The organism is Sphingomonas leidyi (assembly GCF_011761945.1).
GTDB classification, from domain to species: domain Bacteria; phylum Pseudomonadota; class Alphaproteobacteria; order Sphingomonadales; family Sphingomonadaceae; genus Sphingomonas; species Sphingomonas leidyi.
This window is the reverse complement of sequence record NZ_JAASQV010000002.1, coordinates 945,259-962,565: the sequence shown is the minus strand read 5'-3', so window position 1 is coordinate 962,565 and position 17,307 is coordinate 945,259. Positions and strand designations below refer to the sequence as shown.

The following is a 17,307-nucleotide window of genomic DNA, read 5'->3' as shown; positions in this document are numbered from 1 at the left end:
GATCGACCTGGGCTTCGCAACCGGGCCGGGCTTCGTCACCGCGGGCAATGCGCTGGACCGCGACAATGCCGTGGTGGATGCCGGGCTGGAACTGGATCTGGCCAGGCACGTCACGCTCGGCATTTCCTATGCCGGCAGCTATGGCACGCGCGCGACCGATCACGGCGCGCGGGCAGCGCTGAGCTGGCGCTTCTGATCTGACCTCCTATCCGGTGTGATTGCATGTTCGACCGTCTCGTCCGCTTCTCCGCCCGTATGTCCCCGCTGGCGGTTGCCGTCTCCAACGGCGCCGAACACATCCTGTATCGGGATTTCGACCGGATCATCGATCAGGCGGCGGCGGCACTCGATCGCGCCGGTGTCGGAGGACCGGAGCTCGTGGCAGTCAGCACGCCCGACGCGTATCGCCATCTCGTCCTGATCCTTGCCTGCGCCCGCCGCGGCGTGCCGACAGTCTCGCTGATCCCGCAGACGGCGCGGCCGATGGCGGCGTTCACCGGCGCGGTGAAGCTGCTGTCGGACGATCCCGCGCACGCACCCGATCTGCTGGTCGACGCCGCCTGGCTCGCCGATGCGATCGCCACGCCGGCGCATATGCTGGAGACGCCGAAGCGCGATCCCGAGGCGCTGGGCCGCGTCCAGCTTTCCTCCGGCTCGACCGGTGAGCCCAAGGCGGTCGGCATGAGCTGGGCGCTGATGGATCGCCGCATCGAGCATACCTGGACGCGCAATTTCGGCTATGAGCGGCTGCTGTCCCTGATCGGCCCGGAAAGCGGCGCGCTGCCGCTCTTCCTCTGGTGCTGGGCGCGCGGCGGCTGCGTGCTGTTCGGCGCGCCCGATCCCCAGTTCCTTGCCCGCTCGCTCACCGTCCTGCAGCCGACCGGCATGCTGGCGGCACCGGCCCAGCTCGCCGCGCTGCTCGATGCGCTGCCCGAGGACGCGACGCCCCTGCCCGGCCTGCAGATCGCGATCGGCGGCGCCCATGCCGCGCCAAGGCTGCGCGACCGCGCGGCGCTGCGTCTCGGCACGGTCAACGTCACCTATGCTTCGACCGAGGCGGGGGTGTGCACCAATGGCTTTGCCGCCAGCCTGGGCAATGGCAGCCAGGTCGGCTGGATCACGCCGTGGAGCGAAATCGAGGTTGTCGACGAGCACGACAATGGCTTGCCGCATGGCGCCAGCGGACGCGTCCGCGTTCGGGGATCGGACGTCGTCACAGGCTATCTGGGCGTCGAGTCCGACCATCGTTTCAAGGATGGATGGTTCTATCCGGGCGATATCGGCAGCACGACCCCGAACGGCATGCTCCATATCGAAGGCCGCGAGGACGAAGTGATGAACTTCGGCGGCCAGAAGTTCCTGCCCGGTGCGCTGGAGGGACCGGTTCTCGAAGTTGCCGGCGTCGGGGCTGTGGCGGCCTTCGCGCTGGAGGACGATGACGGAATTGCGCAGCCTTGGCTCGCGATCGTCCGCAATGGCGAGATCGAGCAGGCGCATCTCGGCAAGGCACTTGCGATCCCCGAGCTTCCGCCAGTACGCATTGCGTATATCGACGCGCTGCCGGTGACGCCGCTCGGCAAGGTGCAACGCGAACGCCTGAAGGATGCGGCTCGGCAGCTCGCTGGCCGCTGAACTTCCGCGGCCCGCGCGTTCCGATCCATGCGCTGCCGAAGCGGCTGCGACCAAGGGATGAAATCCCACATGTGCAGCGCGGAAATGCGCGCCAGGAGAGATTTCCGTATTTCCGAGCCACAGGAACGAAACGCCCTTCCGCCGATTTAGGCTCCAGGGTGGACAGGTCGGTCACCGACCGACCTGATGGGTCCGATATGAGAGTGGCGCCTCGCTGATGCCCGTGCCAAGACGGGCTCCATGAGCCGGGCTCTCGCCATCGTCGCCTTCGGCCGGCTGGCCGACCGGGCCGTTCGCGAACTTGGGCTCGAGATCGACGCGCCAGGCAGCGCCGTCGCCCTGACGCCCCACGACATGCCAGGCGCGATCGACCGCGGCATATGGGTTGCCGATCTGCGCCCGACCGCCAGGGCCGGCGGCAGACCGAACCGCTGGTCGGCCGAATGATCGGCTTCGATGAAGCCTGCGCGCGCATTGCCGCGCTGCCGGAGCGCGCGGCGGTCGAGTGCATCCCGCTCGACCAGGCCGCCGGACGGATTCTCGCCACCGACATCGTCGCCAGTCTCGACGCCCCGCGCGCCGACGTCTCGGCGATGGACGGCTATGCCGTGCGCGAGGCGGATCTGGCTCGCTTGCCGGCTCGGCTGCGGCTGGCCGGCGAATCCTTTCCCGGCCAGCCCGATCTGCCTGAAGTCGGCGAGAGGGCCTGCGTGCGCATCTTCACCGGTGCCCCGGTTCCACCGGGCGCCGATCGCGTTGTGATCCAGGAGCAGGTGACGCGCGACGGCGGTGTCGTACGCTTCGAGAGGCCGCTCGGGCCTGCCAGGCACATCCGGCCGCGCGGAGGAGACTTTCGCGCTGGAGAGATATTGCTCGCCGCCGGAACGCGGCTCGACGCGCGGTCGATAGTGGCGGCGGCGGCGGCCGATCTGTCGGAGATCGAAGTCCATTGCCGGCCGCGCGTGATCGTGCTCGCCACGGGCGATGAGCTGGCGGAACCGGGCACGGCTCGCGCTTCTCCGGTCGCGATTCCTGAAAGCGTGTCCTTCGGCGTCGCTGCCATGGCAGCGCAATGGAGCGGCGCGCCGGCCGGCCGGTACCGGCTGCCCGACGATTCCGGCGTGCTGGAACACGCGGCCCGCGCCGCGCTGGATGCGGCCGACCTGATCGTCGTGACCGGCGGCGCGTCGGTGGGCGAGAAGGATCATGCCAAGGCCATGTTCGGGCCGGCGGGCCTCGAATTCATCTTCACCAAAGTCGCCATCAAGCCGGGCAAACCGGTGTGGCTCGGGCGCGCGAGGGGCAAGCTGGTGCTCGGCCTGCCGGGCAATCCGACGTCGGCGCTGGTCGCCGCACGCCTGTTCCTCGCGCCGCTATTGCTGCGCATGAGCGGCGGCGATCCGAGCTCCGCATTGTGCTGGCGGGAGGCCGTGCTGGCCGAGGGGCTTCCGGCGGTTCGCGATCGCGAGACCTTCGTGCGCGCATGCTGGGCCGGAAACCGGGTCATGCCGCTTTCGGACCAGGACAGCGGCGCGCAACGCGCGCTCGCCGCCGCCGAGTTGCTCGTACGTCGCGGCATCGGCGCGCCGGCGCGCGCGGCCGGCGAAACCGTCGACGTGCTCGATTTCTAGGCGAGGATCATCTTGGCGCCGGCGGGGAATATGTTCTACGAAAGTCGGGGAGTTGCGCGATGGTCGACGACACGCCTCGGTACAAGACCTACAACCATCCCGCCGGTGGCTGGGGCGCCGCGGCGGCGACCGCCAAGGTTCTGCTCGAGCAGAGCGTCATCACCAAGGGCTCGCGTGCCCTCCTCTCGATGAACCAGCCCGGCGGCTTCAAATGCCCGAGCTGCGCCTACCCCGACGCCGACTGCAAGAAGACGCTCGATTTCTGCGAGAATGGCGCCAAGGCGCTCGCGCATGAGGCCACCAAGTTCCGCGTTACCCGGGATTTCTTTGCACGGCACACCGTCACCGAGCTGATGGAACAGACGGACTATTGGCTGGAGATGCAGGGCCGCCTCACCGAGCCGATGCGCTATGACGCGGCGTCGGACAAATATGTGCCGGTGCACTGGGACGAGGCGTTCGCCACGATCGGCCGCCATCTCCAGGCGCTGGACAGCCGCGACGAAGCGGAATTCTATACCTCGGGACGCACGCCGAACGAAGCGGCCTTCCTCTATTCCATCTTCGTGCGCGAGTTCGGGACGAACAATTTCCCCGACTGCTCGAATATGTGCCACGAGCCGACCAGCCGCGGCCTGCCGCTCTCGATCGGGATCGGCAAGGGCACCGTGGTCATGGAGGATTTCGAGCATACCGACGCCATTTTCATCCTCGGGCAGAATACCGGCACCAATTCGCCACGCATGATGAGCAACCTGGTCGAGGCGCGGAAACGCGGCGTCCCGATCGTCGCAGTCAATCCGATGCCGGAGCGGGCGCTGATCCGCTTTACCGAGCCGCAGGACATCGTGCAGATGGCGACGTTCGGCTCGACCCCGATCACCAGCGAGTTCGTGCACATCCGGATCGGCGGCGATCTGGCGCTGCTGAAGGGCATGATGAAGGTCATGTTCGAGCGGGAAGCGGCCGGCGAGGCGATCCTCGATCATGATTTCCTCGCCGAGCACACGATCGGCATCGAGGCGGTCCGGGACGAGGTCCTGGCCCTCGCATGGCCCGACATCGTCGCCGCCTCCGGCGTCGAGGAGGCGCAGATCCGCCGCTGCGCCGAAATCTACATCCGCGCCCGCGCGACGATGATCTGCTACGGCATGGGCATCACCCAGCAGCTGCGGGGATCCGAGCTGGTCCAGCAGGTCGCGAACCTGTTGCTGCTCAAGGGCAATTTCGGCCGGCCCGGCGCCGGCATCTCGCCCATCCGCGGCCATTCCAACGTCCAGGGCGACCGCACCGTCGGCATCGACGAAAAGCCGTCAGAGGCCTATCTCGACCGCGTCCGCGACGTCTTCGGGTTCGACCCGCCCCGCGCCCACGGCCACCACACGGTCGAGAGCGTGGCGGCGATGGAGCGGGGCACCGCCAAGGTCTTCATCGGCCTTGGCGGCAATTTCGTCCGTGCCGTCCCCGACACCGACCGGTCCTATGCGGCGATGCGCAAGCTCGCCTTGACCGTCGGGATCACCACCAAGCTCAACCGCGGCCATCTCGTTCACGGCCGCGAGGCGCTCATCCTCCCCGTCGTCGCGCGCTCCGAGGCGATCCGCACGGCGCTGGGCGAGCAGTTCATCACGGTCGAGGATTCCTTCTCGAACGTCAGCGCATCGCGCGGCGTTCTGGAGCCGGCGAGCCCGGACCTCATGCCGGAGGTGGAGATCGTCTGCCGGATGGCGATGGCGACGCTGCCGGCGAGCAAGGTGCCCTGGGCCGATTATATCGACGACTATGGCCGCATCCGCGACAGGATCGCTGACGTCTATCCGGCGATCTACAGCGATTTCTCCGAGCGTATTCAGGCGCCCAACGGCTTCCACCTCGACGTGCCGCCGCGCCGACGCGTCTGGCAGACCGCCAATGGCAAGGCCAACTTCCTGGTCCTGCCCGGCCTTGAGGTGAATGCGCCGGTCGCCGACCCGGAGATGCTGCGCCTCGCCACGGTGCGCTCGCACGACCAGTTCAACACGACGATCTACAGCTACAACGACCGTTATCGCGGCGTGTACAACGATCGCATGGTCCTCTTCATGAACGCCGAGGACCGCACCTGCCGCGGACTGGAGGCTGGATCGCGCGTCGCGCTTGAGACGATCAGCGACGATGGGATCGATCGCCGTGTCGAGGGGCTGACGCTCCTTGACTATCCGATGGCTCGCGGATCGGTCGCCGGCTACTATCCGGAGCTCAATCCACTTCTGCCGCTCGACTATCACGACAAGACCAGCGGCACGCCGGCCGCCAAGTCCATTCCGGTTCGCGTGGTGGCCGGCTAGCGCGGCGCGGCGCGGGCGGCGGCCGCCTGTGCCAGGTCGGCCGGCGTATTGATGTTCGGAGGCGCAAAATCCCCCACCACCGCCCGCGCGCCGATCCGCGCGGCAAAGGCGCGGACGGATCGTCCGCCATCGCCGGCCAGCTCGGCGTCGAGGTCGGCCAGGGCGGTGGCGGGCCACAGCCCGATGACCGGCTGCCCGGCCAGGCAGGAGGGAGCAGGATCGAGAAGTCGAAGGATGTCGGGTGGCAGCCAGACGCAATCGACGGAGATGCTGAGCACCTGGGCAAATCCCTGGTCGTTGGCATAGGCCAGTGCACCGGCGAGGCCGCCCAGCGGTCCCAGCCCGGGGCGCGGCCGATCGTCGATGGACATCAGGTCGGGCGAGGCTCGCCCGGCGATCGCCAGCGCCTCGCAAAGGGGCCGTAGCGCATCGATCGCGTGGTCGAGCAGCGCCCGGCCGCCCAGCATCGCCACCGCCTTGTCCGATCCAAAGCGCCGGGATTGGCCGCCGGCCAGAACGACGCCCAGCGTTCTCATGCGATCATCCGCTGCGCATCGCTGACGATCAGCGCCGAATCCGTTCGCGCGAGCGCAACCAGCGTCAAGCCGGCCCCCGCCGCCCGCTCGGCGGCCAGGCTGGTCGGCGCGGAGATGGTGACGAGCATCGGGCAGCCGGCGCGCACCGTCTTCTCGACCAGTTCGTAGCTGCACCGCGCGGATAGCAGGATGAACCCGCCCGCCGGATCAATCCCTCCGAGCGCCAGCGCGCCGATCAGCTTGTCGAGCGCGTTGTGCCGGCCGACATCCTCTCGCACGCAAAGGATCCGGCCGTCCGCCGTGCAGAACGCGGCGGCGTGGACCGCGCCGGTCTCCCGGCCGAGCGGTTGATGGTTCCGCAGGGACGCGAGGGAGCGCGCGATGGCGGCGCTGTCCACGCGGATCCGAGCGGTGACGTTCGGCAGCGGGCGCAGCACTTCGTCGATATTGTCCATGCCGCACAATCCGCAGCTGCTTTCGGAGACGCGCCGACGCGCGCGCGCGTGCACGCGTTCCATTCGCTCGGGCGGCAGCCAGATTCGCACGGCCCACCCACCGGCGACCTCATCAACATCGACGCCGTCGACCTCGTCGGGCCGGTCCACCAGATTTTCACCCAGGGCGAAGCCGAGCGCATAGTCGTGAAGGTCGGAAGGCGTGGCCATCATGACCGCATAGCCAAGGCCACCGATCTCGACCGAGACCGGTGCCTCGATCGGCACGAGCCGCGTCAACGCCTCGTTTCCGGATTCCGCAAGGCCGAGCCGGCGCATGGGAAGCTCGATCGCGCTGGCCGGTGACGGGCTCACGCTGCCGTGGCCCGCGCGGGGCCGGACGCTGCTAAGATCGCGGAGCGCGAGAGGCGCGCGGCAACGGGCTGGGCCTCGATAGACGTCATGGTCGTCCTCCGGATTCAGACCGCCCATCATAGGCGCCGATGCCAAGGCGGCGATAGCCGGTTGCCCAGGTCGGCTCGGCAGGCTCGAAACGGCGCCAGCGCAGGGCCGGCGGCATCATATGTCGTCATGTCCACGATCTTCCCGCCATGCTCTATCGCTTCGCGCAACGGGCCAGCCTTTCGCATATCCCGGGTGAGCAGAACCGAGGTTAGGGAGGCTGCTCCAGGGGCCGCATCGGCCTCATTATGGCTAAGCTGGCTTCCACGAGATGGTTAAGTCCTGGAGTGCCCATAACCGGTCGCGCGTCAGAACGAGCCCTTGACGGCACGATATACGTTTTATAAACGATTCGTATATCGTACGACATTCGAGGTAATCCATGGGCATCGTGAAAATCGACGACCACCTGCATGATGATATTCGTCGGGCCAGCACGGTGATGTGCCGCTCCATCAATGCGCAGGCGGAGTTCTGGATGAAGATCGGAATGTTGGCTGAGGCCAACCCGACGCTTTCCTTCAACGACATCACGAAGATGCAGCTGGAAGCGGCAGACGTGCACCCAAAGGATTTGGTGGCCGCCTGACATGGTGAAGACACCCGATGAACTGGCGCTCATGCGTGCGTCAGGCAAAATGCTGGCATCGGTCTTCGAGATGCTGGACGGACAGGACCTTATCGGCATGTCGACCCTGCACATCAACGACCTGGTCGAAGCTTTCATAACCGACGATCTCGCCGCCCGCCCAGCAAGCAAGGGACAATATGGGTTCGAGTATGTCCTGAACTGTTCGATCAATCATGTAGTCTGCCACGGCGTACCCAGCTCGGGCGAGATCATCCGCGACGGCGACATCGTGAATTTCGACGTCACCCTGGAAAAGAACGGCTTCATCGCGGATTCGAGCAAGACCTACCTGGTCGGCAACGTCCTACCCGCTGCACGGCGGCTCGTGCGGGTCGCCCGCGAGGCGATGTGGCAGGGCATAGGACAGGTCCGCCCCGGAGCCCATCTTGGCGACATCGGCTTTGCGATCGAACGGCATGCCAAGAGGAACGGATACTCGGTCGTGCGAGAATTTTGCGGGCATGGCATTGGCCGAGAGATGCACGAGGAGCCACAGATCCTCAATTTCGGGCGGCCCGGAACGGGTCTGAAACTGCGCGAAGGCATGGTCTTCACCGTCGAGCCGATGTTGAACCAGGGCACCCGCAAGGTTTCCACTGCTGACGACGGCTGGACGGTCGTAACCAATGATGGGAAGCTCTCCGCCCAGTTCGAGCATACGGTCGCCGTCACGAGAACCGGCGCCGAGATCCTGACGCTGCGTGGCGACGAAACACCGATGCTGGAAGGCAGAGCGTGATGTTTCCGATGCCCGCTTTGGCCCCTAGTCGTCCAGGGCCAGCTCGCGCTCGGAATGGAGGGAGACAGCCTTGTGATTGAGGCTGGAGATCACGTCCTCGAGAGCAGCCTTGCGCATCCACACCCGTGATTCATGCCCTGTGCCATGGCGCCACCGTGTCCAACAGCGGGCGCGCGTTGGAAGAGAAGAAGACGTGAATCGCAGCCCCCTCGCAGTGCGACGGAGTGACAAACACTCCTGGTCCGGACGTCGAACCAGCTAAGCGTGGACGAAAGCCCAAGCCAATTCGCTCGCTCTACGCTCCTGACAACCGAGTGGATCGATCCGTCGACCCTCGGTGCGGTGATCGCGCCCTAGTGGATTCCGCGCGGGTACTGGATGCCTATCCTTGTGCGAGTTACCGCCTCGGCCGTGCGGTCGGCGCCGTAGAAGGCGAGCGCGCTGTTCCCCGCATCGAGCAGGAAGTTCGAACGCCTCAGCAACCCCATCCCGATCGAGGCAGGAATACTCCGCCTGGAAAGAGGCCCACCGGCCCCTCCCCAACTTCTATCAAATTGATGAGTTAATTCAGAAAAATGCCACACCCGAGAACCGGGCGCGAAAGACACGATGAACGCCGCCCCCCTTCGTTTCCTTCGAGGCAATTCAAGCTTGTTTCCGTAACATGTCCGATCCCACGATATCCCCATTTCGGTGGTACGCAACGCGTTCGGCGCAAATGGCATTGGCAAGCGGGGCCGCCACGAGCAGTATCGCCGTGCTCGAATCGAGGGGGTGTGTTCTTGCCGATCGGTAAATTTGCCCGCTGGCTGCGGCCGGTGGCGGTGCTTCTTACAGCGTTCTTGCCGTCAGCGGCCTTGGCCCAGGAACTCGGGGGCGACCCCGCGGGCTCGGGCGTGATCGTCGGCGCGGTGCATTGGATCGAGGGCACACTCCTCGGCACGGTGGCGACCGTCGTTGCGGTGATCGCGGTCGCCGCAGTCGGGTTGATGATGCTCACCGGCCGGATCAACTGGCGCTACGGCGCCACCGTCATCCTTGGCTGCTTCATCCTGTTCGGCGCCGCCAGCATCGTCGCGGGTATCCAGACCAGCGCCCAGCTGGGACAATAGCATGAACGGACTGGAGCGCGACCCGCTGTTCGTGGCGTTGACGCGCCCGCAGATGTTCGCGGGCGTCACCTACAGCTATTTCGTCGCCAACGCGATCATTGCGACTGAGCTGTTCCTGATCTTCAAATCGGCTTGGTCGCTGGTCGCGGCCCTGGTGATCCATCTGATCGGCGTGCTCGCCTGCCTGCGTGAGCCACGCTTCTTCGATTTGTGGCTGGCACGGGTGAGCCGCTGCCCCCGGGTACGCAACCACAAGATCTGGCAATGCAACTCCTACCGGCCCTGACAGGTGATCCCAAGGTCGTCGCGCGGGAGGCGCCTGCCGGGCGCCACCTGCCCTATGCGCGCCACGTCGACGACCATACGATAGAGACGCGCGACGGGATGCTTCTCCAGGTCGTCCATCTGCGCGGCCTGCTCTTCGAAACCGCCGACACGGAGGAACTCAACTATCGCAAGCGCTTGCGCGACGCGATGCTCCAGTCGATCGGCTCCTCGCGCTTCGCGGTCTATTATCACGTGGTGCGCCGCGCGATCGAACCCGAACTCGACGCCGAGTTTCCCGATGCCTTCTCCACTCGGCTCGACGAATCCTGGCGCGCGCGGCTGGCGGAGCGCCGACTCTATACCAACGACCTGTTCCTCACCCTGATCCGGCGCCCGCTGCAGGGGCGGATGGGCCTTCTCGACCGGCTTCGCGGCAGCCCGGCGGCAGCCAATACCGGACATGATCTGCGCGCGCTCGACACTGCCCGCGAAGCATTGATCGCCGCGCTCGGCAGCTACGAGCCGCGCCTGCTCTCGGTCTACCAGACTCCGCAGGGCAATTGCTCGGAACCGCTCGAATTCCTGTCCTCGCTCTACAATGGCGAGGTCCGGCCGGTGCTGCTGCCGATGCAGGATGCGGGCGCCTATCTGCCCTATCGCCGGATCAGCTTCGGCCAGGAGGCGATCGAGCTCGGCGCCGCGGGACCCAGCCCGCGCAGCTTTGCGGCGATCGTTTCGATCAAGGACTATCCCGGTCAATCGGCGCCCGGCATGCTCGACGAGCTGCTCCGCCTGCCCTTCGAGATCACGATCTCGCAGAGCTTCGGCTTCGTCGAGCGGCAGGCGGCACTGTCGCGGATGAACCTGGCGCTCCGGCGGATGCGCTCGGCCGAGGACGAGGCGGTGAGCCTGCGCGCAGACCTGTCCTACGCCAAGGACGACGTTGCCGCGGGGCGCGCCGGTTTCGGCGAGCACCACATGACGATCGCGGTGCGCGGGCAGACGCTGGCGGAAGTCGATCGCGGCGTGGCCGAGATACAGGCGACCCTGGCCGATCTCGGCATCATCGCGGTGCGGGAGGAGATTGCGCTCGAACCCGCCTTCTGGGCCCAGTTCCCCGGGAACTTCAAGTATATCGCCCGGCGCGGGCTGATCTCCACCGCCAATTTCGCCGGCTTCGCCAACGGCCATAACCTGCCCCAGGGCAAGGCGAGGGGAAACCATTGGGGAGACGCGGTGACTCTGCTCGAGACGACCGCGGCCGGCCCCTATCACTTCAATTTCCACCACGGCGATCTCGGCAACTTTACCGTGATCGGACCTTCGGGTTCGGGCAAGACGGTGGTGCTCAACTTCCTGCTCGCGCAGAGCCGCAAGTTCGCGCCGCGCATCATCTTCTTCGACAAGGATCGCGGTGCCGAGCCCTTCCTGCGCGCGATCGGCGGGCGCTACGATCTGTTGCGCCCCGGCACCCCTTCGGGCCTCAATCCGCTGCAGATGGAGGACGATCCGGCCAACCGCCAGTTCCTGATCGATTGGGTGGCGCTCTTGGCCGGCGGCGCGGACATCGACGAGCTTGCCCAGATCAGGGACGCGATCGACGCCAATTTCGGCCAGCCATACGAACAACGCCGGCTGCGCCATCTCGTCGAGCTGTTCCGGGGCAGCCACCGTCCGCATGGTGCGGACCTGTGGGCGCGGTTGCGCGCCTGGTGGGGCGATGGCGAACGCGCATGGCTGTTCGACAATGCGGAGGATCTGACCGATCTCACCGCCGATACGGTCGGCTTCGACATGACCCAGATCCTCGACGATCCCGCGGTCCGCACGCCCGCCATGATGTATCTCTTCCACCGCGTGGAGGAGCGGCTCGACGGCACCCCGGCGATCATCGTGGTGGACGAAGGCTGGAAGGCGCTCGACGACGATGTGTTCGTCCGTCGGATCAAGGATTGGGAGAAGACGATCCGCAAGCGCAACGGCATCGTCGGCTTCGCGACGCAGAGCGCGCAGGACGCGCTGGAGAGCCGCATTGCGAGCGCGATCATCGAGCAGGCGGCGACTCAGGTCTTCATGGCCAATCCCAAGGCGCGCGCCAGCGATTATATGGAGGGTTTCGGGCTCACCGCGCACGAATATGAGCTGGTGCGCACCCTGCCCGACAACGCGCATTGCTTCCTGATCAAGCACGGCAATGAAAGCGTGGTCGCACGTCTCGACCTCAGCGGCGAACGCGAGCTGCTCACCATACTTTCCGGCCGCGAGCGCACGGTGCGATTGCTCGACCAGATCCGCGCCGAGCATGGCGAAGATCCCGCGCAGTGGCTGCCCCGCCTGCTGGAGGTGGCATGAACACCTGTCCCGGCATCACGGACGGCGCCTATCTGCGAAGCGTCCTCGACTTCGTCGATTGCCAGGCGCAGACGATCGGGGCTGCGGGCTATGAGGCCGCCGCGGCGCCGGGCTCGCCGCTCGCGCTGCTGCTGACCGGGTTCGTCACGCTGTTCGTGGCCTTTTACGGCTATCGTCTGCTGTTCGGCGACACGCCGGGCGTACGCGAGACCGTGCTAGCGCTGGTGAAGGTCGGCATCGTGCTGGCGCTCGCCACGAGCTGGGGCGCTTATCGAACCCTCGCCTATGATGTGGCGATGCACGGCCCCGCCGAGCTTGCCTCGAGCGCCGGAGCGCCGGCCGGCTTGCCGGGGGCGACCGGTGGGCTGGCCGGACGGCTGCAGCAGGTGGACGATGCGCTCATCGCGCTCAACGCGCTGGGGACCGGTCCGAACGGCATCGCCACCCGGACGCGCACCGATGCGAACGGCCAGCCGGTCGCGATCACCGAAGCCAATTCCGAGCCGGCCAGCATCGTCGGCCCCTTCGCCCTGGGCACCGCGCGCATCGTCTTCCTCACCGCGACCATTGCCGCCTATGCTTCGGTCCGGCTGGTCGCCGGCCTGTTGCTCGCCCTGGGGCCGCTCTTCATCGCGCTGCTGCTGTTCGAAGGGACGCGCAGCCTGTTCGAAGGCTGGGTGCGCGGACTGGTAGCTGCGATATTGGGCGCAGTGGCGGTGACGATCCTGCTGGGAGTGGAACTCGCCCTGCTGGAGCCCTGGCTCGCGACCTTGCTGGCCCGTCGGCAGGCCGGCCTGCCGATCGGCGGAGCGACGAGCGAACTGCTCGTCACGTCGCTCGCCTTCGGGCTGGCGATGCTGGCGGGGCTTGGCATGGCGGCGCGCGTCGCGATCGCCTTCCGGCTCGGCGCGCTCTGGCGCCGCCTGGCGGAGCATGTCGCCACGACCACCGCCAATGCCGACCGGACATCATCGCCCATGCCGCTCCCCGCGCGCCAGCCGCCTGCCGAGCACCAGTCTCGCGCCGCCGCAGTGGCGGAAGCGGTCGCGCGCATCCAGCGCCAGGAAGCGGTGCTCGCGGGTGCCGCGGCCGGGCCCGCGCGCGCACCGGGCGCCACGGGCCTGCGCGATACGCCCGTCGCGGCGCCCACACCGCTCGGGCAAACTCATCGCCGTACCCGAAACCGGATCTCGGCCAGTGCAACACGACGGGATCGTCAATCATGAAGAACAAGGCGCGCGAGGCGCTGGACGCCTATTATCGCGAGGCCGGAAGCTGGGCCGAGGACAGCCAGGCCGCGCTGCGCGGATCGCAGCGCACCGCATGGATCGTCGCCGGCGTCGCCTGCGCCATCGCCCTGATGGAGGCTGCGGCGCTGCTTGCGCTCACACCGCTCAAGACCGTCGAGCCCTATACCCTGCTGGTCGACCGGCAGACCGGCTATGTCCAGGCGCTGAAGCCCCTCGACGCGCAGCAGGTGAGCGCCAATGCCGCGCTCACCCAGTCCTTCCTGGTCCAATATGTCATCGCGCGCGAAAGCTTCGATGCGACTGCGCTGCAGTCCAATTATCGCAAGGTCTCGCTCTGGTCCGCCGGCGAGGCCCGCAACGCATATGTCGCGGGCATGCAGGCGTCGAATCCCGACAGCCCCCTGGTCCGCCTGGCGCGCACGAGCGTGGTGGAGACGCGCGTGAAGAGCGTGTCGCCGCTCGGCAAGAACGCCGCGCTCGTCCGCTTCGAAACGGCGCAGCGGGACGCGAACGGCACGGTGCAGGCGCCGCGTGCCTGGGTCTCGGTGATCCGCTATCGCTATTCGGGCGAACCGATGAGCCTCGAGGATCGTTTCGTGAATCCGCTGGGCTTCGAAGTGACGCAGTATCAGCGCAATGCCGAAGCGCTGCCACCGGCCGAACCCGTCGCGACGGCGCCCGCAGCTTCGCCGGGGCCCGCGCCATCGTCCAGCACGGGCTCGCTCCCGGGGCCGGCGCCGCGATGAGGAGCCTCCTTGCCCCGATCCTGCTGCTCGTGCCGATGGCGGCCCCGGCCCAGGTGCGCCCGCAACCCGGCATCGGCAATCCGCACCTCCAATCGGTCGACTACCGGCCCGACCAGGTCGTCTGGCTGGAAGCGGCACCCGGCTATCAGGTCACGATCGAGCTGGCCCCCGACGAGCATGTCGAGAATGTCGCGTTGGGAGACAGCGGCGGGTGGCAGGTAACTGCCAATCGCCGGGGCGACCGGCTGTTCGTCAAGCTCCTCCGGCCCGATGTCTCGACCAACATGCTCGTAGTGACCGACGCGCGGCTCTATAATTTCGAGCTGTCGCCGCTTTCCGCACCGCGCGCGGACACGGCCTGGACTATCCGCTTCCGCTATCCGGGACCGCTGGCGGGATCGGGTGCAACCACACCGGTCGCAGAGCAGGTCGTCGGCCGCTACAAGGTTCGCGGCAGCGCGGACCTTCGCCCAAGCGGAATCCATGACGACGGCGTCCACACCTATCTCGAATGGCCCGAGGATCGCGCCCTTCCGGCCATTTACGCCGTGAACGGACGCGGCCCCGAAACGCTCGTCAACGGGATGATGCGCGACGGAAGGATGGTGATCGACAGCGTGCAGGACAGGCTGGTGTTCCGCATCGACAATCGCAGCGCCGAAGCCGTGCGCACGATGGACGGGCAATGACGGATCCCGGTCCGCCCGCCTCGGCTGGCTCCCAGCCAGTGGCCGATACCGGCATGCTTCCGATGGTCGCACGTCCGCGCTCGGGGCCACCGGCCTGGGTCCTGTTGCTCGTCGCCATCGGTATCGGCCTGGTGCTGTTCGCGATCCTCGATGCGCGCCGGCGCTCACTGAGCGCGCCCGCAGTTCGGGCGCGTGCCGCCGACGCCGTGTCGACGCCCGCCACCGTTCCCCCGCTCTACGTTCCGCCCGTGGCAGAGCCTCGCCCCGCACCCCCGCCTGCGCCGCTGCCTGCATCCGGCCTCGCCACGCCGCTTCCACCCCAGCGCACCGCGCCGCAGGCCCAGCCGCCGGCCTATGTTCCACCGCCAGCCTATGCGCCGCCGCAACAGGCACCGGCTCCCGCAGCGCCCGCGCGCATCGCGAGCGAGCCGACGCTGGTGATCGATACGACCGGCGCCGAAAGGCCGCGGGCCTCCGGTGATGCCGGTGCCGCGCCCGCCACCGGCCAGTCCGCGAAGAGCAGCGTTGCCGGCACGCGCACCGCCGCGGGCGTGCTCGCCAACAAGGCGACGACGGTGCCCCAGGGCACATTGATTCCCGCGGTGCTCGAGACCGCGCTCGACTCGACGAGCCCCGGCCTGGCCCGCGCCCTCGTCTCGCGCGACATTCGCGGCTTCGACGGCACGCGGGTGCTCATCCCGCGCGGCAGCCGGCTGATCGGCGAATATGGCTCCGATACCGAATCCGGCCAGAAGCGGATGCTCGTCAACTGGATCCGCCTGATCCGCCCGGACGGCGCCACCATCGCGATCGGCTCGCCGGCCACCGATCCGCTCGGCCAGGGCGGCATCCGCGCCAGCGTCAACGCGCATTTCTTCGAGCGCTTTGCCGGCGCGATCCTGCAATCCGCACTCGATGTCGGCGTGAACCTTGCCGCCCGCGCGGTGGACAGCCCGGTGATCGTGGCGGTGCCTGGCTCGATCGGCGGCGCCGTGCGCCCTGCCGCGCCGGCCCCGATCAAGCCGACGCTGAAGGTGAGGGCCGCGACCAGCATCTCGGTCTTCGTCGCGCGCGATCTGGACTTCACGAGCGTCGAAAGCCGATGAGCGCACCCGCCGCCGCGAACGACGCGCGAGTCTATCTGAAGGCCTATCTGGCGCCGCTCGCCGACGTGCTGGCCCGACCCGACGTGACCGACATCTATGTCAACCGCCCGGGCGAGATCTGGGCGGAGACACTCGGCGGCACGGTGGAGCGGCACCCGGCGCCGGATCTCGATGCCGCTACGCTCGACCGGCTCGCCCGCCAGATCGCCGCGCTCTCGCACCAGGGGATCAGCCGTGAGCACCCCCTGCTTTCCGCCAGCCTGCCCGACGGATCACGCGTGCAGGTCGTAGCGCCCCCGGCAACGCGCGGTCCCACGGCGCTTGCCATCCGCAAGCACGTCTCCTCCGATCTCACGCTCGACGATTATGTCGCTGCCGGCGCATTCGCCGCGACCAGCCGGAGCACGGCACCGGGAAGATCGGAGGCCGACGTGCAACTTGCCGCGCTGCTCGAAGCGGGCGACATCGCGGGCATGCTCGCCGCCGCCGTGAAGGCGCGCAAGAACATCCTCGTCTCCGGCGGCACCTCGACCGGCAAGACCACCTTCCTCAATGCGCTGATCCGCGAGATCCCGGCCGAGGAGCGGCTGATCCTGATCGAGGACACGCCCGAACTCCACCAGCATCATGAGAATCTCGTCGGCCTGCTGGCGGTGCGCGGCGCGCTGGGCGAAGCGCGGGTGACCGCGACCGACCTGCTCGCCGCGTCGCTCCGCATGCGCCCCGACCGCATCATCCTGGGCGAGTTGCGCGGCGAGGAAGCCTATACCTTCCTGCGCGCGATCAACACCGGGCATCCCGGCTCGATGACTTCGGTCCATGCCGACTCCGCCGAGCGCGCGATCGAGCAGATCGTGCTGCTGGTGCTGCAGGCGGGCACCCAGCTCAGCCGCGACGATGTGCGCCATTATGTGCGCAGCACGGTGGACGTCTATGTCCAGCTTGCCCGCACCGGCGGACAGCGGCGCGTGGCGGAGGTGCTGCTCGCATGACCATGCCCGCCCTCGCCTATGCAGTCGCGCCTTCGCTGGCCGATCCCGCGGTATCGAGCCCCTTCCTGGCCGCGATCGGCTGGATCGAGGGCGTGGCCCTCGGCACCATCGCGACCAGCATCGCGCTGATCGCCGTGGCGAGCATCGGCTTCCTGATGCTCGGCGGGCACATGCCCGTCCGTCGCGGCGCTACCGTCATCGCGGGCTGCTTCGTGCTGTTCGGCGCGCCGGCGATCGCGGCCGGCCTGCTGGGATCGCTGCAATCGAGGCGGAATATTCCCGTGCAGACGATGCCTCCGCCTTCACCGCTCGCCGCTGCCATACCCAGGCCGACACCGGCGCCAACGCCCGCGCCAAGCTACGATCCCTATGCCGGGGCGGCGGTTCCGCAGCGATAGGTT

At 67.6% G+C, this 17,307-nt stretch carries 17 protein-coding genes; 15 read left to right on the top strand and 2 right to left on the bottom strand.

Going from position 1 to position 17,307, the window contains the following annotated elements; genetic code table 11:
• Positions 1 to 222: 222 nt before the first annotated feature.
• The 4 genes from FHR20_RS14470 to FHR20_RS14455 all read left to right on the top strand — a co-directional run bounded on the left by FHR20_RS14470 (position 223) and on the right by FHR20_RS14455 (position 5,590).
• Positions 223 to 1,632 (top strand): AMP-binding protein, encoded by a 1,410-nt coding sequence (locus FHR20_RS14470; RefSeq protein ID WP_167300268.1) that lies wholly within the window; start codon positions 223 to 225, stop codon positions 1,630 to 1,632.
• A 240-nt stretch (positions 1,633 to 1,872) separates the two neighbouring features.
• Positions 1,873 to 2,079, top strand: a complete 207-nt coding sequence (locus tag FHR20_RS14465) for a hypothetical protein (RefSeq protein ID WP_167300267.1) — start codon at positions 1,873 to 1,875, stop codon at positions 2,077 to 2,079.
• Positions 2,076 to 3,263: a molybdopterin molybdotransferase MoeA gene (locus FHR20_RS14460; RefSeq protein ID WP_167300266.1), complete on the top strand. Its 1,188-nt coding sequence runs from the start codon at positions 2,076 to 2,078 to the stop codon at positions 3,261 to 3,263. The genes FHR20_RS14465 and FHR20_RS14460 overlap by 4 nt, the downstream gene beginning before the upstream one ends.
• 59 nt (positions 3,264 to 3,322) lie before the next feature.
• The gene (locus FHR20_RS14455; RefSeq protein ID WP_167300265.1) at positions 3,323 to 5,590 is read left to right on the top strand and encodes an FdhF/YdeP family oxidoreductase; all 2,268 of its coding nucleotides are present in this window, start codon (positions 3,323 to 3,325) and stop codon (positions 5,588 to 5,590) included.
• On the opposite strand, the gene FHR20_RS14450 is transcribed toward FHR20_RS14455, so the two are convergent.
• Positions 5,587 to 6,126, bottom strand: coding sequence for an NTP transferase domain-containing protein (locus FHR20_RS14450; RefSeq protein ID WP_167300264.1), 540 nt, complete (start codon positions 6,124 to 6,126; stop codon positions 5,587 to 5,589). The two genes, FHR20_RS14455 and FHR20_RS14450, sit on opposite strands and share 4 nt — an antisense overlap.
• Positions 6,123 to 6,899, bottom strand: a complete 777-nt coding sequence (gene fdhD / locus FHR20_RS14445; protein ID WP_167300263.1) for a formate dehydrogenase accessory sulfurtransferase FdhD — start codon at positions 6,897 to 6,899, stop codon at positions 6,123 to 6,125. The genes FHR20_RS14450 and fdhD overlap by 4 nt, the downstream gene beginning before the upstream one ends.
• A 505-nt stretch (positions 6,900 to 7,404) precedes the next feature.
• Here fdhD and FHR20_RS14440 point away from each other — a divergent pair.
• The 11 genes from FHR20_RS14440 to FHR20_RS14390 all read left to right on the top strand — a co-directional run bounded on the left by FHR20_RS14440 (position 7,405) and on the right by FHR20_RS14390 (position 17,304).
• On the top strand, positions 7,405 to 7,611 hold the full coding sequence (locus FHR20_RS14440; protein WP_167300262.1) for a ParD-like family protein: 207 nt from the start codon (positions 7,405 to 7,407) through the stop codon (positions 7,609 to 7,611).
• A gap of 1 nt (position 7,612) precedes the next feature.
• On the top strand, positions 7,613 to 8,392 hold the full coding sequence (gene map / locus FHR20_RS14435; protein WP_167300261.1) for a type I methionyl aminopeptidase: 780 nt from the start codon (positions 7,613 to 7,615) through the stop codon (positions 8,390 to 8,392).
• Between the two features lie 809 nt (positions 8,393 to 9,201).
• Positions 9,202 to 9,504 (top strand): TrbC/VirB2 family protein, encoded by a 303-nt coding sequence (locus FHR20_RS14430; RefSeq protein ID WP_208413668.1) that lies wholly within the window; start codon positions 9,202 to 9,204, stop codon positions 9,502 to 9,504.
• Between the two features lies 1 nt (position 9,505).
• The gene (locus FHR20_RS14425; protein ID WP_167300260.1) at positions 9,506 to 9,790 is read left to right on the top strand and encodes a VirB3 family type IV secretion system protein; all 285 of its coding nucleotides are present in this window, start codon (positions 9,506 to 9,508) and stop codon (positions 9,788 to 9,790) included.
• Positions 9,769 to 12,123, top strand: coding sequence for a VirB4 family type IV secretion/conjugal transfer ATPase (locus FHR20_RS14420; RefSeq protein WP_167300259.1), 2,355 nt, complete (start codon positions 9,769 to 9,771; stop codon positions 12,121 to 12,123). The genes FHR20_RS14425 and FHR20_RS14420 overlap by 22 nt, the downstream gene beginning before the upstream one ends.
• Positions 12,120 to 13,349: a TrbL/VirB6 family protein gene (locus tag FHR20_RS14415; RefSeq protein ID WP_167300258.1), complete on the top strand. Its 1,230-nt coding sequence runs from the start codon at positions 12,120 to 12,122 to the stop codon at positions 13,347 to 13,349. Before FHR20_RS14420 ends, FHR20_RS14415 begins: the two co-directional genes overlap by 4 nt.
• The gene (locus FHR20_RS14410; RefSeq protein WP_167300257.1) at positions 13,346 to 14,119 is read left to right on the top strand and encodes a VirB8 family type IV secretion system protein; all 774 of its coding nucleotides are present in this window, start codon (positions 13,346 to 13,348) and stop codon (positions 14,117 to 14,119) included. The genes FHR20_RS14415 and FHR20_RS14410 overlap by 4 nt, the downstream gene beginning before the upstream one ends.
• On the top strand, positions 14,116 to 14,808 hold the full coding sequence (locus tag FHR20_RS14405; protein WP_167300256.1) for a TrbG/VirB9 family P-type conjugative transfer protein: 693 nt from the start codon (positions 14,116 to 14,118) through the stop codon (positions 14,806 to 14,808). The genes FHR20_RS14410 and FHR20_RS14405 overlap by 4 nt, the downstream gene beginning before the upstream one ends.
• Positions 14,805 to 15,914 carry a TrbI/VirB10 family protein gene (locus FHR20_RS22710; RefSeq protein ID WP_243857325.1) on the top strand — a complete coding sequence of 370 codons (1,110 nt, stop codon included), beginning with the start codon at positions 14,805 to 14,807 and terminating at the stop codon, positions 15,912 to 15,914. The genes FHR20_RS14405 and FHR20_RS22710 overlap by 4 nt, the downstream gene beginning before the upstream one ends.
• Positions 15,911 to 16,906: a P-type DNA transfer ATPase VirB11 gene (gene virB11 / locus FHR20_RS14395; RefSeq protein WP_167300255.1), complete on the top strand. Its 996-nt coding sequence runs from the start codon at positions 15,911 to 15,913 to the stop codon at positions 16,904 to 16,906. The genes FHR20_RS22710 and virB11 overlap by 4 nt, the downstream gene beginning before the upstream one ends.
• A complete protein-coding gene (locus FHR20_RS14390; protein ID WP_167300254.1) occupies positions 16,903 to 17,304 on the top strand; it encodes a TrbC/VirB2 family protein in 402 nt (133 codons plus the stop codon). The genes virB11 and FHR20_RS14390 overlap by 4 nt, the downstream gene beginning before the upstream one ends.
• The last annotated feature ends 3 nt before the right edge of the window (positions 17,305 to 17,307 follow it).

Excerpts from the sequence above, each read along its gene's own strand:
- FHR20_RS14470 (WP_167300268.1), top strand. The coding sequence starts at position 223 with ATGTTCGACCGTCTCGTCCGCTTCTCCGCCCGTATGTCCCCGCTGGCG.
- FHR20_RS14465 (WP_167300267.1), top strand. The coding sequence starts at position 1,873 with ATGAGCCGGGCTCTCGCCATCGTCGCCTTCGGCCGGCTGGCCGACCGG.
- FHR20_RS14460 (WP_167300266.1), top strand. The coding sequence starts at position 2,076 with ATGATCGGCTTCGATGAAGCCTGCGCGCGCATTGCCGCGCTGCCGGAG.
- FHR20_RS14455 (WP_167300265.1), top strand. The coding sequence starts at position 3,323 with ATGGTCGACGACACGCCTCGGTACAAGACCTACAACCATCCCGCCGGT.
- FHR20_RS14450 (WP_167300264.1), bottom strand. The coding sequence starts at position 6,126 with ATGAGAACGCTGGGCGTCGTTCTGGCCGGCGGCCAATCCCGGCGCTTT.
- fdhD (WP_167300263.1), bottom strand. The coding sequence starts at position 6,899 with ATGCGCCGGCTCGGCCTTGCGGAATCCGGAAACGAGGCGTTGACGCGG.
- FHR20_RS14440 (WP_167300262.1), top strand. The coding sequence starts at position 7,405 with ATGGGCATCGTGAAAATCGACGACCACCTGCATGATGATATTCGTCGG.
- map (WP_167300261.1), top strand. The coding sequence starts at position 7,613 with ATGGTGAAGACACCCGATGAACTGGCGCTCATGCGTGCGTCAGGCAAA.
- FHR20_RS14425 (WP_167300260.1), top strand. The coding sequence starts at position 9,506 with ATGAACGGACTGGAGCGCGACCCGCTGTTCGTGGCGTTGACGCGCCCG.
- FHR20_RS14420 (WP_167300259.1), top strand. The coding sequence starts at position 9,769 with ATGCAACTCCTACCGGCCCTGACAGGTGATCCCAAGGTCGTCGCGCGG.
- FHR20_RS14415 (WP_167300258.1), top strand. The coding sequence starts at position 12,120 with ATGAACACCTGTCCCGGCATCACGGACGGCGCCTATCTGCGAAGCGTC.
- FHR20_RS14410 (WP_167300257.1), top strand. The coding sequence starts at position 13,346 with ATGAAGAACAAGGCGCGCGAGGCGCTGGACGCCTATTATCGCGAGGCC.
- FHR20_RS14405 (WP_167300256.1), top strand. The coding sequence starts at position 14,116 with ATGAGGAGCCTCCTTGCCCCGATCCTGCTGCTCGTGCCGATGGCGGCC.
- FHR20_RS22710 (WP_243857325.1), top strand. The coding sequence starts at position 14,805 with ATGACGGATCCCGGTCCGCCCGCCTCGGCTGGCTCCCAGCCAGTGGCC.
- virB11 (WP_167300255.1), top strand. The coding sequence starts at position 15,911 with ATGAGCGCACCCGCCGCCGCGAACGACGCGCGAGTCTATCTGAAGGCC.
- FHR20_RS14390 (WP_167300254.1), top strand. The coding sequence starts at position 16,903 with ATGACCATGCCCGCCCTCGCCTATGCAGTCGCGCCTTCGCTGGCCGAT.